This is a genomic window from Chromatiaceae bacterium (assembly GCA_016714645.1).
Classification (GTDB): domain Bacteria; phylum Pseudomonadota; class Gammaproteobacteria; order Chromatiales; family Chromatiaceae; genus M0108.
The window spans coordinates 241,465-255,445 of record JADKCI010000005.1 but is presented as its reverse complement, the minus strand read 5'-3'; the positions used below and the strand labels follow the sequence as shown (position 1 = coordinate 255,445).

Annotated in this window: 15 protein-coding genes; 13 read left to right on the top strand and 2 right to left on the bottom strand. The window is 58.4% G+C overall.

The annotated features are described in order from the left end of the window. The first annotated feature begins 9 nt into the window (after window positions 1–9). The 6 genes from IPN92_17795 to IPN92_17770 all read left to right on the top strand — a co-directional run bounded on the left by IPN92_17795 (window position 10) and on the right by IPN92_17770 (window position 6,280). A complete protein-coding gene (locus IPN92_17795) occupies window positions 10–1,188 on the top strand; it encodes a glycosyltransferase family 4 protein (GenBank protein ID MBK8640038.1) in 1,179 nt (392 codons plus the stop codon). Between the two features lie 48 nt (window positions 1,189–1,236). After that, the gene (locus IPN92_17790; GenBank protein ID MBK8640037.1) at window positions 1,237–2,223 is read left to right on the top strand and encodes a GDP-mannose 4,6-dehydratase; all 987 of its coding nucleotides are present in this window, start codon (window positions 1,237–1,239) and stop codon (window positions 2,221–2,223) included. Window positions 2,224–2,352: 129 nt separating this feature from the next. Beyond that, window positions 2,353–3,369, top strand: a complete 1,017-nt coding sequence (locus IPN92_17785; protein MBK8640036.1) for a glycosyltransferase — start codon at window positions 2,353–2,355, stop codon at window positions 3,367–3,369. After that, window positions 3,341–4,300, top strand: coding sequence for a hypothetical protein (locus tag IPN92_17780; GenBank protein MBK8640035.1), 960 nt, complete (start codon window positions 3,341–3,343; stop codon window positions 4,298–4,300). Before IPN92_17785 ends, IPN92_17780 begins: the two co-directional genes overlap by 29 nt. Beyond that, complete coding sequence (locus IPN92_17775) at window positions 4,300–5,316, top strand: DUF288 domain-containing protein (GenBank protein MBK8640034.1); 1,017 nt, start codon at window positions 4,300–4,302, stop codon at window positions 5,314–5,316. Before IPN92_17780 ends, IPN92_17775 begins: the two co-directional genes overlap by 1 nt. A gap of 157 nt (window positions 5,317–5,473) precedes the next feature. Then, on the top strand, window positions 5,474–6,280 hold the full coding sequence (locus IPN92_17770) for an FkbM family methyltransferase (GenBank protein MBK8640033.1): 807 nt from the start codon (window positions 5,474–5,476) through the stop codon (window positions 6,278–6,280). A gap of 232 nt (window positions 6,281–6,512) precedes the next feature. Here the strand turns inward: IPN92_17770 and IPN92_17765 are convergent, their stop codons facing one another. Both IPN92_17765 and IPN92_17760 read right to left on the bottom strand, forming a co-directional pair. Next, a complete protein-coding gene (locus tag IPN92_17765; protein ID MBK8640032.1) occupies window positions 6,513–7,574 on the bottom strand; it encodes an IS3 family transposase in 1,062 nt (353 codons plus the stop codon). Continuing rightward, the gene (locus tag IPN92_17760) at window positions 7,571–7,954 is read right to left on the bottom strand and encodes a transposase (GenBank protein ID MBK8640031.1); all 384 of its coding nucleotides are present in this window, start codon (window positions 7,952–7,954) and stop codon (window positions 7,571–7,573) included. Before IPN92_17760 ends, IPN92_17765 begins: the two co-directional genes overlap by 4 nt. 477 nt (window positions 7,955–8,431) lie before the next feature. On the opposite strand from IPN92_17760, the gene IPN92_17755 reads away from it, so the two are divergent. The 7 genes from IPN92_17755 to IPN92_17725 all read left to right on the top strand — a co-directional run bounded on the left by IPN92_17755 (window position 8,432) and on the right by IPN92_17725 (window position 13,908). Beyond that, window positions 8,432–9,541, top strand: a complete 1,110-nt coding sequence (locus IPN92_17755; protein ID MBK8640030.1) for a glycosyltransferase family 4 protein — start codon at window positions 8,432–8,434, stop codon at window positions 9,539–9,541. Further along, a complete protein-coding gene (locus IPN92_17750; GenBank protein ID MBK8640029.1) occupies window positions 9,538–10,353 on the top strand; it encodes a hypothetical protein in 816 nt (271 codons plus the stop codon). Before IPN92_17755 ends, IPN92_17750 begins: the two co-directional genes overlap by 4 nt. A 176-nt stretch (window positions 10,354–10,529) precedes the next feature. Further along, a complete protein-coding gene (locus IPN92_17745; GenBank protein MBK8640028.1) occupies window positions 10,530–11,420 on the top strand; it encodes a glycosyltransferase family 2 protein in 891 nt (296 codons plus the stop codon). Continuing rightward, window positions 11,410–11,775, top strand: coding sequence for a hypothetical protein (locus IPN92_17740; GenBank protein MBK8640027.1), 366 nt, complete (start codon window positions 11,410–11,412; stop codon window positions 11,773–11,775). The genes IPN92_17745 and IPN92_17740 overlap by 11 nt, the downstream gene beginning before the upstream one ends. A 42-nt stretch (window positions 11,776–11,817) precedes the next feature. Beyond that, window positions 11,818–12,819, top strand: a complete 1,002-nt coding sequence (locus tag IPN92_17735; GenBank protein MBK8640026.1) for a glycosyltransferase family 2 protein — start codon at window positions 11,818–11,820, stop codon at window positions 12,817–12,819. Further along, window positions 12,816–13,148 carry a hypothetical protein gene (locus IPN92_17730; protein ID MBK8640025.1) on the top strand — a complete coding sequence of 111 codons (333 nt, stop codon included), beginning with the start codon at window positions 12,816–12,818 and terminating at the stop codon, window positions 13,146–13,148. Before IPN92_17735 ends, IPN92_17730 begins: the two co-directional genes overlap by 4 nt. 25 nt (window positions 13,149–13,173) lie before the next feature. Further along, complete coding sequence (locus IPN92_17725; GenBank protein MBK8640024.1) at window positions 13,174–13,908, top strand: FkbM family methyltransferase; 735 nt, start codon at window positions 13,174–13,176, stop codon at window positions 13,906–13,908. Window positions 13,909–13,981 lie beyond the last annotated feature (73 nt).

Genomic DNA, 13,981 nt, shown 5'->3' with positions numbered 1-13,981 from the left:
CGAGGGGGGATGGGCGTTAAGGTTTTGGTCGATGGGCAAATATTCGACACCTATCCCCACGGCGGTATCGCCAGGATTTATCGCGAGGTCTTGCCGAAGGTCGCGGACCTTCATGCTGATTGGGAGTTCGCTGTCACTGTAAGTAAGGCTGCTAACGCCGTCCTGCCCGTGCACGACCGCATCCAGGTCGTGCGCTGGCAACCGCTTACACTCAGGCCATCTCGACTGTTTAGCCGGGTCAATGCGTGGAGAAGAAAGCGATTCGATCGCGCGTTGCAGGCGTGGCAGCCCACGGTGTTTCACTCGACGTATTACACGCCATGTCCACTGAAAGGTTGTCGGTCTCTCGCGATGGTCTATGACCTTATTGATGATCAGTTTCCGTTCGCGATGCCGAACGGGCCGGGTTTTGTCAGCCGGCAAGGGGAGGTGTTATCAGCGGCGGACGCGGTGGTGGGCATTTCGCAGGTGAGTACGGACGCTGCGATTGCGCGCTTTGGCCTGGACGCGACGCGGACCAGTACCCTACATCTCGATGCCAGTCCGGTGTTCAGGGTCAGGGCCGCGAGTGATCGGCATTCATTCCGGGAGCGGTATACGGACGGGCAGCAGTTTATTCTGTTCGTCGGTTCGACCGGTTCGTACAAAAACCTCGCAACGCTGATTCGCGCGTTTGCGGCGGCGGAGGAACTATCGGATCATCTGCTCGTGCTTGCGGGACACTCGATGGGGCAGGTGGCGGCGCACTTGTTTGATTTGGCCATCAGCACCAGAGTCGAGCAGCGCATTGTGAGATTGGTGCATCCGACGGATGGGCAGCTTTGCCTCGCCTACAACGCGGCGGATGCCTTCGTGTTTCCGTCGTTACAGGAGGGGTTCGGGATTCCGCTGATCGAAGCGATGCGTTGCGGGACGCCCGTGGTCGCATCGGACATCCCCGTGTTCCGGGAGGTCTGCGGCGATGCCGCACTGTTTTTCGATCCCCATGACCATCTGGCTCTGGCTCGCCAGTTGGCGCGTGCCATTCAGCCGGACACCCGGCAACGATTGTTGGACCTCGGCTTCGATCGGGCACAGGCGTTTTCCTGGGACCGCGTAGCAGATGCGCTCGGCCAGGTCTATCTGCGACTGGCACAGTTCGGTGATCGTGAATCGACTGCTGCGTCTTCAGGGGTCGTCGCGCTATGATGTTTAGGATGCGTGCGACCAGTGCGGCGGTATCCAGGTGAGGTTTCGGTGAAAACGGCTCTCATCTGCGGCGTATCCGGTCAGGACGGCGCCTTGCTTGCTCGGCTGCTCCTACAACGCGGTTATCGCGTCTTTGGTACATCCCGGGATGCGCAGATTGCAACCTTTCCCAACCTGGCGCGGCTGGCGATTCGCGGGCAGGTTGAGCTGGTGTCGATGACCCTGACGGATTTTCGCAGTGTCTTTCAAGGGTTGACCAAGATAAGGCCGGATGAGGTCTACAACCTGGCGGGGCAAAGCTCGGTCGGCCTTTCGTTCGAGCAACCGGTTGAGACAATGGAGAGTAACGCGTTGGGCGTTCTCAATCTGTTGGAGGCGATCCGGTTCCTGGGTGAGCGGGTTAGACTCTACAACGCCTGCTCCGGGGAGTGCTTCGGCGAGACCGAGCTTCCGGCGGATGAGAACACGCCGTTTCATCCGCGGAGCCCCTATGCGGTCGCCAAAGCCGCGGCCTTCTGGGTGGTGGCAAACTACCGCGATGCCTACGACTTGTTTGCCTGCTCGGGCATCCTCTTTAATCACGAGTCGCCGCTCAGGCCGGAGCGGTTCGTGACGCGCAAGGTGGTGGCGGCCGCCTGCCGCATCGCAGCGGGCAGTGGTGAGCGATTGCAGCTTGGCAACCTCGCTATTTGCCGCGACTGGGGCTGGGCGCCCGAGTATGTCGACGCCATGTGGCGCATGCTGCAGCAGGATGCCGCCGATGACTATGTCATTGCGACCGGAGAGCCTTACGGCCTCGAAGATTTCGTCCGACTCGCCTTTGAGGCGGTCGACCTGGATTGGCGCGAGCATACCGAGGTAAGCCCCGGGCTGCTGCGGGCCTCGGACATTCGCACGAGCGCAGGCAACGCGGGAAAGGCCCGCCAGCGTCTCGGTTGGGAAGCCACCTACCGCGCGCCTGACGTGGTGCGGATGATGGTCGCGGCGGAGCGGGCGGGCAGCGATGCCCTTGACTGGCTCAAGGCACCAGGCTGAACCTGAACCTTCTGGCGCCGGAGTCGACTGGAATGCGGCTGCGATGCCGTCATGGGCTGAACACCAAATTCCGCCACGGGCCACGAAGGCTCGTGGCCGGGGTTTGGCCAAATTGTGGTACTAAAATTGATGCGTTGCCCCACCCTGAGTGAGTTGCCCCCGCCGCCCCCCGGGAGGACGGGGTGGCCCTGGACCGAGGAATCCTCCCAGCTTCCCGACCGGATGCCTGACGGCAGCCCTTGGCCGCGCATCTCCATCGTCACGCCTTCTTATAACCAGGGCCAGTTTATCGAGGAAACGATCCGCTCGGTGCTGCTGCAAGGGTATCCAGATTTGGAATACCTCGTCATGGATGGCGGGAGTAAGGACGGTACGCTTGATATCATCAATCAGTACGGGTGCTGGATTACTCGTTGGGTGAGTGAGAAAGATCATGGTCAGTCCGATGCCATCAACCAGGGATTGACGCGCGCTACTGGCGACATCGTCGCCTGGATCAACAGCGACGATTACTTTTCGACCGGCATATTTCATGAAGTTGCCAAAGCCCGTCGCGGATCGGACCCGGTTCGTTTCTGGGCGGTGTTCGCCATCGAGCATTTTGACGAGGCTTCGGGCCGCAAATCGGTGACCCCACAGCAAGAGGCCAATTCGTTGGACGACTGGTTGATTAGCGCTGTTCAAGTCAACCAGCAGGGCGCCTTCTGGTCGCGTGGCATCACCGATGCTATCGGTCTGCTCGATGAAGACCTGCACCTTGGCATGGATACCGAGTATTTCATGCGCATGGTGGCGCGGGGCTACGCCATGGATCGCATCAACAATGTTGTCGCCGGGACCTTCCGCATCCACGAAAGATCCAAGACCAGCAATTTCCACGGCGAGATCGTCAATCGCAGTCAGGCTTTTCTATACGACTGGACCCTCGCCCGCCGCCGGTATCTGCCCAGAAATCACCCGCGCTACCAGGAGCTGAATCGGCAGTTGCGCCACACACTGGCATATTGCGAGATCCGCTTTGGTCAAAACCTGAATAGCCCCCGCCGGACGCGTCTCGGTCATCTGGCACGTGCCCTACGCTGGGCGCCGGGCAGCCTGTTCAGCCGTGCGTTCTTGGGTGGCGCCAAGCGGCTCGTCGTATCCTGATCGTCGGCTACCGGTATCCATGACCCATCATCTTGTTCTGTTTTTCAACGAGGATTACACCAAAAACATTCCGGTCCTCGAGCGGGTGTACGGCAGGAGGTTCGGGCAGATCTCCTACATTGTCCCGGACCACTACGCCCGGCTCGAGCGCTGGTATCGTTACCCCGGGCGGAGTTTCCGCCTCGCCAATGGCTGTGACCGGATCGTCAACCATGCGCGGCGCCTTCTCGGCCGGCGTAACCCCCACGAACACCCCCGGGCTCACTGCCGATCGGATGTCGCCAAGGTCATCGGCTTTAAGTATTACTTCCAGGATTTCTTCTGGCAGGCGCGGGACGCCTTGCTCGCATCCAGCGCGGAATGGTTCTGGTTCGTGGCGGACGATCTGCTGCTCAATCCGGGGATCGACCAGGGGAACATTCTCGATTTCTTCAAGGTGCCGCCGGGTTCCCGTTCGGTCATTTGCAAACCCTGTTGCCCAAGAGATGAGTGGGTGAACTGGTTCCAGGGCAGTTCCGATGCCGTGATCAGTAAGCTTCGCGCCGACGGCGTCTATGCGTGTGATTACGGCGCATGGAGCTTCCCGGGTGACCGCACCAGCGGAACGAACCAGCGGCTCGTTTTCAGTGGTTGCGCCGATTTCTTCGGCTGCCATCGCGACCTGCTTGGCCGCGCCCTCGTTGCTTTCCATGCGCTGGCCCTGCGCAAGGTGTTCGTCGAGATTGCCGTACCGAATGTCTTCCTAGCGTTGGATCGGAATCCGACGTTGGCGACCGGATTTACCTGGGAGTTCGATGCAGGGCGGGGCAACGGTGACCGCATCCGCAATTTCATCGACACGCCAGGGGACCGGGCCTTCTATCACCCGGTCAAATTTGGCCTTCTCGGTCCAGATCTGACGGAACGAATCGTGGCGGCGAGGATGACCTGATGGCAACGACGGATAAGACTACCCTGGTCGTGACCAGCATTGCGGCGCCCACCGAATGCATGCGGCGGTTGGCGGCCGGCGCCCAGACGCGCGCGATCCCTTTCTATTGCGTGGGCGATGTGCCCAGCCCGCCCGATTTCGCGCTTGACGGCTGCGACTTCCTTTCGCTGGCGGCGCAAAAGCAGTTGCCTTTCGCTTTTGCCCGGATCGCGCCGGAGCGCCACTACGCACGCAAGAATATCGGCTATCTCCAGGCCATGGCCCGCGGAGCCGAGTTCATCCTGGAAACCGACGACGACAATTATCCCGCCGATGGTTTCTGGGATGTGGCCCACGCGGACGATCTCGTCGCGGTCCGGGGCACGGGGTGGTTCAACATCTACGAGTGGTTTGGGGCCGATGCCTGGCCGCGTGGTTTCCCGTTGGCGCTTGTGTTGTCCGCCAACCAGGGGTTCACGAGCGCAGCGGGCGAGGCGGCCGCCCGTCCCCTGATATGGCAGGGTCTGGTGGCCGGCGAGCCCGATGTGGACGCCATCTTCCGGTTGACCCGCCGGCAACGAGTCGAGTTTTCTGTCGCCGCACCCGTGATTCTGGGACCTGGTGTATGGTCGCCCTTTAACAGCCAGAACACCCGCTGGGCGCGGGCGGCTTTTCCGTTGATGTATCTGCCCAGCACCTGCTCGTTCCGCGCGACCGACATCGTGCGCGGCTACGTGGCGATGCGCTGCCTGTGGGAGATGGATGCAGGCGTCGCCTTTACGACCCCGACGGCGGTGCAGGAGCGCAACGTCCATGATTTGATGCGTGATTTCAGAGACGAGCTGGCAATTTACCTTGGCGCGGACCAGATTGCGGCGGCGCTGGAGCGCCTGCTGCTCGCGCCGGGACCGGATGCCCTCTGTGCGAACCTGGCCCGCTGCTATGCGCTGCTGGTCGAAAGGCAGGTAGTCAGGCCGGAGGAACTGGACCTACTTGACGCCTGGCTACGTGACATTCAGGCGTTTGGGAAAGAGTGAATCGTGTCAACGACCGGCTATTTAACATGATGGTGATACGGGCCTGACAGCATGGCAATCAAGTTTCGATCGAGGCGAACACGCTGTTCCGCTCGTACGATCTGGTGCCCTCTGATGCAGCGTATCGATACATATTCCTTCTTAAGACCATTAAATAATGATGAAGACAATGTTTTTAATCATAATTAATCTGGCGCGGCACGTAAAACATTTTTTTATTAGAAAAAGCAGGAGTGTGGTGATTAATGCTACAAGCTTCATAATTAGTAAATATGCGAGAAATAAAATAATATCAGGGCCTTTCTCTGGGGTAACGAGAAGTGATGAATGTATCTACGGGGCCCCAATGGCAAAATTATTAGGCACCTACGAGTCCGAGCTCCATGATTTTTTCAATATGATGAGCGGACTTTATTGGCGCCGGATTATTGATGTTGGTGCAGCGGATGGTTATTATGCTATTGGTATAGCTGTTCGCTGGAATGTCGATCAAGTAATCTCTTATGAATTGCTGGAGAAAGGTCGGGATATTATTGGCAAGTCCGCAAGTATTAATGGGGTTTATGAAAAAATTCAAAATTACGGGCTTTGTGAGGAAAATGATCTTTATGACATAACAACACCTGATTCTCGTGACTTGCTGATTATGGATGTCGAAGGTGCGGAATTGGAATTACTGAGTATTCGGGTTGTTGAACGCTTAAAAAATAGCATTTTAGCGATCGAGGCGCACGACTTTCTGCTGCCCGGATGTAGCCAGGAGCTTGCTAAACGACTGGGGCGGTACCATCGTGTAAACGTGATCATGAGCCGAGAAAGGGTCCATCGTGAGTTTCCTTTACCTTGGCCAATGCCGAAGTGGTTGAAAAGAAACTTGATGAACGAAGGTCGGCCAGCCGGAATGAACTGGCTTATTGCCGTGCCTTACCCTATGGATAATTTCTCCGGCAGTTCGGTTTCATAGATCTAACGTAGATCATCATGGCTTGCTCTTTTCGCGTCCTGATCATTGCGGCATCGGCCTTTCCCCGTGGTGGGGTGGCCGTTTGGCTTGACTATCTAGCGGCTGGGCTCGTACGGATCGGTTCCCGCTCTGGCCCATGCAAAGACTTTGTTAAGGAGAGGAGAATTAAAGCTCTGGGAAACGTAATGGATCGGAACGTGTCAACCATTTCCCAGCAGATCGGCGGATCATTCTATATAACAACCTCGGGTAGCTCGAGGCACGCTGGTGTTGGGCTGGTCTCGAAGCTGTCCGGGTTGGCCAGCACCTCCTGAGCAGGCTGCCCATCTTTCGGATTGATGCAGACTCGCTCAGCGGGACGCCGCACCACGGGCGGGCCCTTGACATAGCGCTCAGGATGGTTCGCGTAGTGCTGGTCTATCGCGGCCTGACGGATCTTCCAGACGGCTTCAATCTGGCCGGTATAGACATCCTCTGGTGTGAACAAGGCTAGTCCTTCATGGGGGCGGCGGTTGTAGGCCGGGAAAAAACGCTGGCACCAGTCTCGGGCATGTTGCGTATCCCGGAACCGACCCGGATAGCTGGGCCAGTACTTGGTGGTCTTGAACTGACTCTCGCTGAAGGCGTTGTCGTTGCTGACTCTGGGCCGGGAGAAGCTCTGCTCAACACCCAGGTCCGACAGCAGTTCAGCAAAGCTGTGGGCAATCATTGGTGAACCGCGGTCCTGATGGACAATGAGCCCCTCAGTGGCGATCTGGCGCCGTGTTAGGACCTCGGAGAAGAGATGTCGGGCCAGGCCAGCATTCTCCTTGCGCGACACCATCCAGCCGACCACGTAACGACTAAATAGGTCCAGGATGACGTAGAGGTTCAGGTACAGGCCTCGTGTGAGGGTCGGCAGCTTGGTGATGTCCCAGGTAACGATCTGATTCGGCGCCGTGGCTTCTAGCTGGGGCGTGACGTGGTGCTGGGCCGGGCGCTGATGACGCCGTTCCCGGCACTCCTGGCGGGCCCGCAAGCGCCGATACATGGTTGAGACGGATGCGATCACCTCGCCTTCACTGAGCAGCGTGGCGTAGATCTGCCGGGGTGCCGCGTCCTGAAAACGCTCGGAGTGCAGATGATCCAGCAGCGCCTGATCTTCGGCCGGACTTAAGCTCCGTGCCGGCACAGGCTGATGCTTGGGCTGATATCGCCGGCGCTGATCTGGATAGCACCAATGCCGCGGGACATCCAAGGCGCGGCAGGCTGCCGACTTGGAGACCCCTGTGGGCAGTGACTGCAGGGCGGTCACGACTCCGGCTCGCTCTTGTCGGTGTCGAACAGATGCAACACTTTTTTTTGGAGGTCAACCAGTTGCTCAGCGACAAAGGCCCGTTTTTCCAGGCGCGCATTGGCCTTTTTCAGACGCTCGATCTCCTTGTCGCGCGAGTCCAGTGCCTTGCGACCGGGCTTGCGGGCAGCCAGGCTGACCTCCCCGTGCTCGGCCAACTCCCTGCGCCATGTCGACAGCTGGGCAGCATACAGACCCTTGTGCCGTAACCAGGCCCCTTTGTCTCCGTGGCCCAGTGCATCGGCTTCGGCCAGCAGCCGCTTCTTCTCAGCAACGCTGAACCGCCGACGAGTGCGCTTCTCTAGCCTCGGGTCGCTGATAACTTCTTTGGAATCGGTCATGTATCCACTCCGTAACCGCCCTGAATGTTACAGATAAAACCGATCAGAGACTGTTGGACTGGATGTTGACACACAGGGGATGGCTATTCGGATCCTGACGGCATAACCAGGTATTGTCCGAGATAAGCGCTTTTGGGGGATATACTTACTGCATTAGAGAAGAGGGTATTCTGAAGTGGACCATCAGAATAATTATCCAGAGTATTGGGCGGGCCGGGAGTAGAGGGACAGATGGCAAAGAATCCGCGGGTTTTGTTTGTAGCCCCATCAGCCTATGACTTGGGGGGAGTTGCGGTATGGCTTGATTACCTTTCAGCCGGTTTGGCTGCCCACGGCTGGGAACCGCTGGCGGGGCTCGTTTCCGGCCATTGGCACAATGTAGCGTGCTATCGGAGTGCCTACCCGAGGTTACCTACAATAGCGATAGAGAACCCAACCGGCAGCGCCGAGGGGCGTATACGCGCGCTGGTAACCATCTTGGGTAAGGTGCGGCCTGACATAGCGATTGGGGTGAATATCCCGGACTTATACACGGCAAGCCGGCGGCTGCGCGCCCGTGGCGTCTATATACGCACGGCCATGGCCTTGCATGGCATTGCGGCGGACCTGCTGGCCGACGTCAATCGTGAGGTGAACGTGCTGGATGCGGTCATCGCCACCAATCGCCTAGTCTGCCACCTGTGCACGGATCTGGCCGGAATGCCGCCGACGCGGGTGCTATATGCCCCTTACGGCGTCGATGTCGCTGGTTTGGCCAAGCTCCCGCTCTCTGCCGCGGCAGATGTGTTGCGCATGGCATGGGTCGGGCGCCTGGAACAAGACCAGAAACGCGTACATGGCATTGCTGCAATCCTTGGCGGACTCGACGCTATTGGTTTCAAATATCGACTTATAATCGCGGGGGACGGCCCGGAACGCCAGCCGTTGCTTGACGCGCTCAATCCTTGGATTCAGGCCGGGCGTGTCGAGTACCTTGGGGTGGTGCCTCCGAGGGATGTTGGGCCACGTGTTTATGCTCAGAGCGATGCCCTTCTGCTGACCTCATCGTGGGAGACTGGGCCCATTGTCATCTGGGAAGCCATGGCCGCTGGCTTGGCCGTTGTGAGCAGCCGTTATGTCGGCTCTGGCCTGGAGGGTGCCCTGAAGCACGAGAAGAACTCTCTGCTATTCAACGTCGGCGACTATAGAGCCGCATCGATTCAGGTTGCCCGCTTGGGGGATGTGGGGATGCGGACTGCGATCGCGGCCGCAGGGCGCCAGATGGTAGCCGAGCGCTACTCCATCGGCCAGTCGGTTAGGGCTTGGGCTGGGTGCGTAGGTGAGCTACGCCGAATGCCACCCCTTCCTGCCACGGCTCCAGCGGTCGGCCCTAGACCTGCCGGGCGGCTTGACCGGTGGTTTGGCGTCGGGCTGGCGGAGTCCATGCGGCGAACACTGGGCATTCGCTTTGCTCATGCATCAGCGGGCGGCGAGTGGCCGCATACGGCAGCGGTCTCGGCTGATGAGGCTGCATTGTTCGAGAAGGCGGTCCGACTAGATGTGTCGCCGAGAACATCCAGACCGAGGCAGGAAGGTAGGTCGTCATGACCAAGCGATTGGAGGAGCGCGTTACCTTTCTGACACCGTCCATGGGGACCAAATGGCTAGCCTATTCGCAAGGATTGCTGCAATTAAATTTCCCCGAATGCAAGCGAATAGTGGTTCCCGGCTCAAAGAAGTTTGATCCACTGTATTTCGTTAATACCTGTGAAGACGTCAAAACGGATTATCAAGTATTGGTCGATGAGGACTGTTTTATTCTTGACCGTACTCAGTTCTTGCGGTTGCTAGATTGCTTGGATGAAAATCCGGCTGTGGCCGTAATGGCGACACCCGATGGGGGTACTTTTCACCGGCATTATAATCCGACAGCATGCAATACTTTTTTTGCAATTATCCGGAAAAGTGCCTTGAAAAAAGTGGTTTCCGCCGTGGGGTGGAGGGATTACGAGTATAGTGACGTTGAGCGTTTGGTAAATAGGGACCATGTGGAAAAGTTGGATATCACAAGAATCAGCTATTCCAGAAAAGAGCCTTATTACCCGTTTTTCTGGGCGGTTCTCGCGTCCGGTGGAACAATTCAATACATTATTCCAGGAGTCGAAAAAAATCTTTTGGCGACGGAAATTACACTCGACGGATTCTCGCATCCTTGTTTGCTTCATATGTGGTGGCTAAGGCAATGGTTTTCGTCAGTGCCGGATTCTTACCTTAAGGTTTCGAATAAAGAGCGTTATCAGCGATTGGAACGTGAGGTCCTCGCTCCACGGTTTAGCGGTTTGTACCCGAGTTTGCTTTTATCATCCTTACAGTTTCAAAGACTGCTTGGTCGGTTATTCGACCGGGTTGTCTATTTTTAGTCTTTTTTTGAACCGTTGCATTCCCCGCCCGGATTAGACTGTATTCCCGACGACGAAACTGAACATGTCAGGGCGCTAAGCATATTTGTTGCGCTCTAAAATCGCATGTGTAAAGGCGGCGGGTCCGCGACGGGGCGGAGAACCGTGTCCGTAGGCCCTTGTACGCAGGAGGTTTGATGTTCTCGCTGGCTCTATGTACGTACAACCGCGACGCCCTTCTGGGCCAGGCCCTGGGCAGTCTTGCGGTCTGCCGGGCACCCGCAGGCAATTGGGAGTTGCTGCTGATCGACAACAACTCACGCGACCAGACCCGCGCCGTGGCCGAGTCGTTTATCGGACGGTTGCCACTGCGCTATGTCTTTGAGCCGGAGCAGGGCCTGTCGGCTGCCCGCAACCGGGCGTTGCGCGAATGCCGAGGTCAGGTGCTGTTGTTTACCGATGACGACGTCCGGTTCGATCTTGACTGGCTAGTCGCTTACGAGCAGGCGTTCGCCGCCCAACCAGACGCCAGCTGGTTCGGTGGACGCATCCGCCCCCTTTGGCAAGACGGACCGCCGCGTTGGTTACGCGACGAGAGCATGGCGCTGATTGCTGGACTGTTGGTTTACTACGACCTGGGTGCGCAGAATCGGTCTTACTTGCACGAGGATCCCTGTCCCTTCGGTGCCAGCTTCGCCCTGCGCCGACCCGCTTTCGAGCAGATGGGGGGGTTTCGTACCGACCTAGGGGTGAGGGGGGATGTTCCTGGCCGGGGCGAGGAGGAGGACTATTTCCAGCGGCTCAAGCTGGCCGGGTTTACCGGCTTTTATGTTGGCGCGACCAGCGCCTGGCATGGGCAAGACCCGGCGCGGTTTCGATGGGGCTACCTTTACCGGTACGGTATTCAGAAGGGCGTCGCCATCGTGCGGATGGGCGATGTTGCGCCTAGCGTGCGCGGCTCGAGGCTCCGCGAGCTGGAATACGGCTTGAAAGGGGCGTGGCAGTTACTGAAGGGGCGCGGCGACCGTGCCCGGCAGTGCATTATCAATATGGGGATAACAAGGGGAATGCGCGCCAGTGGACGGTAAAGGCCGCGGTTCGAAAAAGGACTGGGACGCTGTCGTCAACGCCTATGGCTCGGCAGCAGGACATGTGTGCGACGAGTTTCCAAGTCCGATTCACCAGCTAGAACTGCTGGCAGTTGCGCAACTGCCGATTTTGCATGTCGTTGGCGATGCCGATGATATCGTGCCGGTGGCGGAAAACACCCATGTCGTGGTGGAAAGGTACCGGGCGCTCGGCGGCGACATCAGGGTGATCAGCAAAGCCGGAGTAGGACATCATCCCCATGGATTGGATGATCCCGCGCCCATCGTGGATTTTATTCTGTCGCACTGCGGCCTGCCGCCGCGCGGAGAACCAGGACATGCGCAAAGTCGTTGATCGGGCTCCGCTGACGACAAGGGCGCGGTCCCGCGGATGGCGATGAAGGGCATCCGCGGCCAGCTCGTCTCGGTCATCATTCCCGTCTACAATCGGACCGGGCTGTTGCGCGAGGCCGTGCAGAGTGCGCTGGCCCAGACCTATCGGCCTATCGAGGTCATTATCGTGGACGATGGTTCGACCGATGCGGAGGCGATGCATCAGATCAGGTCGCTCATCGGCGAATCCCCCGAGGTCGTGCGCTCGATTCGCGTTTCCAATCGTGGGCCCGGACTTGCCCGGCAGGCCGGCTTGGAGGTGGCCGCCGGTGACTATATCCAATTTCTGGACAGCGACGATCTGTTGCTTCCGCGTAAGCTCGAGCTTCAGGTGGCTGGATTGGAGGCCAATCCGGACTGTGCGTTGTCCTACGGCAAGATGCGTGAGTACAGCTTGGGCGAGATGCCTCGGGCTGTCCCGAGCCGGCGCACCGGCCAGAGGCACCGGACCCTGTTCCCGGCGGCGCTACAAGGGCGGCTTTGGGCAACCGAGACGCCACTCTACCGCCTTTCCGCCCTGCAGGGCATCGGGCCCTGGTCGGGGCTGCGCATACTCGAAGACTGGGAATATGAATGCCGCCTGGGTGCGCAGGGCGCGAAACTCCATTACTGCGACGACTTCGTATCCGACGTTCGGCATCATGCCGGGCCGCGTGAAGGTCTGCGTTGGCACCGCGACGAGCAGGCGTTTCGGGATCTGCTGTCCGCGCATGTTCAGGTGCTCGGCCATGCCCGAGCGGCAGGGGTGCCGGCTGAAGCCAAGGAGATGAAGCACTTTGCCCGCAACCTGTTTCGGTTGGCGCGCCAAGCCGGAGCCCGTGGTCTGACCGCCGAGGCGAAGCAACTGCTCGGGCTCGCCGCCGAGACCGACAGGGCCCGCCGCGGCGAGTATCGCCTCTATGGATGGATTGCGGAGATCCTGGGTTGGCGGCGACTCGCCACCTGGGCGGAACCGCTGGCGGGCCTCCGCCGGCGCGAGCAGCCCTCCGCCGGAGCTGCGCGATGAGTTTGAACATCTATTTTGCGAAGCCTGGGGATACCGCCATTGCCGGGCGTAACGCCGCCTTCATCGAGGCACTGGAGCAGAGCGCTGGCAAGGTGCCCGAAATCCGGGTGTCTCCTGATCCGGCGACGGCCGACGTGGTCTTGATCGACGATCGCTACCAGTATTGGACCTGGCATTACGCCGATGAGCTGTCGGGTTGTGGATTCGTTCGAGCCCACGCAGGCCGTCTGTGTGTCATCAACCACGACGACTTTGCTCGCCCGTGGGTTTTGACCTCGGCCTGCCGATCGTGGTGCGGTCTTATATCGGGATATATCGGGAACTGTTGAATGAATCTTTTAGCGGGATCGTGATGTGAAAGGCGTTTATGAGCGACTCGGCGCCTATATCCGCCATCTGGGTTGGCGGCGCGGCTTGGGACTGGCGGTGCATCGGTGGCTTGGTAACCTGTTAAATCCGTACGTGGACCTGGTCTGGGGCAGCTTGGGGGAGGATGCACTCCTCTGGTTCTACTTAACGGAGGTTCTCTCTATCCGAACGCCCGGATTTTATGTCGATGTCGGTTGCAATCACCCGATTTACCACTCTAATACTTGGAGGCTTTATCAGCTCGGTTGGCGAGGCATCGCCATTGACGCAAACCAGGAAATGACAGATCTGTACAAAAAAGTCAGGCCTAGGGATCAAGTCGTTGCCACCCTGGTGTCCGATGAGGCAAGAGAACTGGATTTCATCATGTTTGAGGGCTCCCTGCTCAGTACCGTCGAGCGAGAACATGCGGCAGCTTGGAAAGAATCTGTCAGAATCAACGAAGTTAGAAAGCTCGTCCCGAAGACGTTAACTGCGATCTTGGACGAGCAACGGTGCCCTAAAGAGTTCGAATTGCTAAAAGTGGACGTGGAGGGTCATGATGCTGCCGTCATACGATCTATCGACTTAGATAAATACAGGCCGATAATTATTCTGATTGAAATGGATCATCAAGCTATGGAAAGTATTATGCATAATGAAATTTACCAGAAACTGTCCGCGCATGGCTATCGTATGGTTTCGTTGGCGGGATACAATGGGCTTTTTATAAAGCGATAGGCCCCGGCATGAATCCTTTTTGAGGGCGATCGTTTTACCTCCGTTTCGATTCCTTAAATACACCGATGGATGG

Coding starts and splice junctions, on each gene's coding strand:
- IPN92_17795 (MBK8640038.1), top strand. CDS start 10: ATGGGCGTTAAGGTTTTGGTCGATGGGCAAATATTCGACACCTATCCC.
- IPN92_17785 (MBK8640036.1), top strand. CDS start 2,353: ATGCGTTGCCCCACCCTGAGTGAGTTGCCCCCGCCGCCCCCCGGGAGG.
- IPN92_17775 (MBK8640034.1), top strand. CDS start 4,300: ATGGCAACGACGGATAAGACTACCCTGGTCGTGACCAGCATTGCGGCG.
- IPN92_17770 (MBK8640033.1), top strand. CDS start 5,474: ATGATGAAGACAATGTTTTTAATCATAATTAATCTGGCGCGGCACGTA.
- IPN92_17760 (MBK8640031.1), bottom strand. CDS start 7,954: ATGACCGATTCCAAAGAAGTTATCAGCGACCCGAGGCTAGAGAAGCGC.
- IPN92_17750 (MBK8640029.1), top strand. CDS start 9,538: ATGACCAAGCGATTGGAGGAGCGCGTTACCTTTCTGACACCGTCCATG.
- IPN92_17745 (MBK8640028.1), top strand. CDS start 10,530: ATGTTCTCGCTGGCTCTATGTACGTACAACCGCGACGCCCTTCTGGGC.
- IPN92_17735 (MBK8640026.1), top strand. CDS start 11,818: ATGAAGGGCATCCGCGGCCAGCTCGTCTCGGTCATCATTCCCGTCTAC.
- IPN92_17730 (MBK8640025.1), top strand. CDS start 12,816: ATGAGTTTGAACATCTATTTTGCGAAGCCTGGGGATACCGCCATTGCC.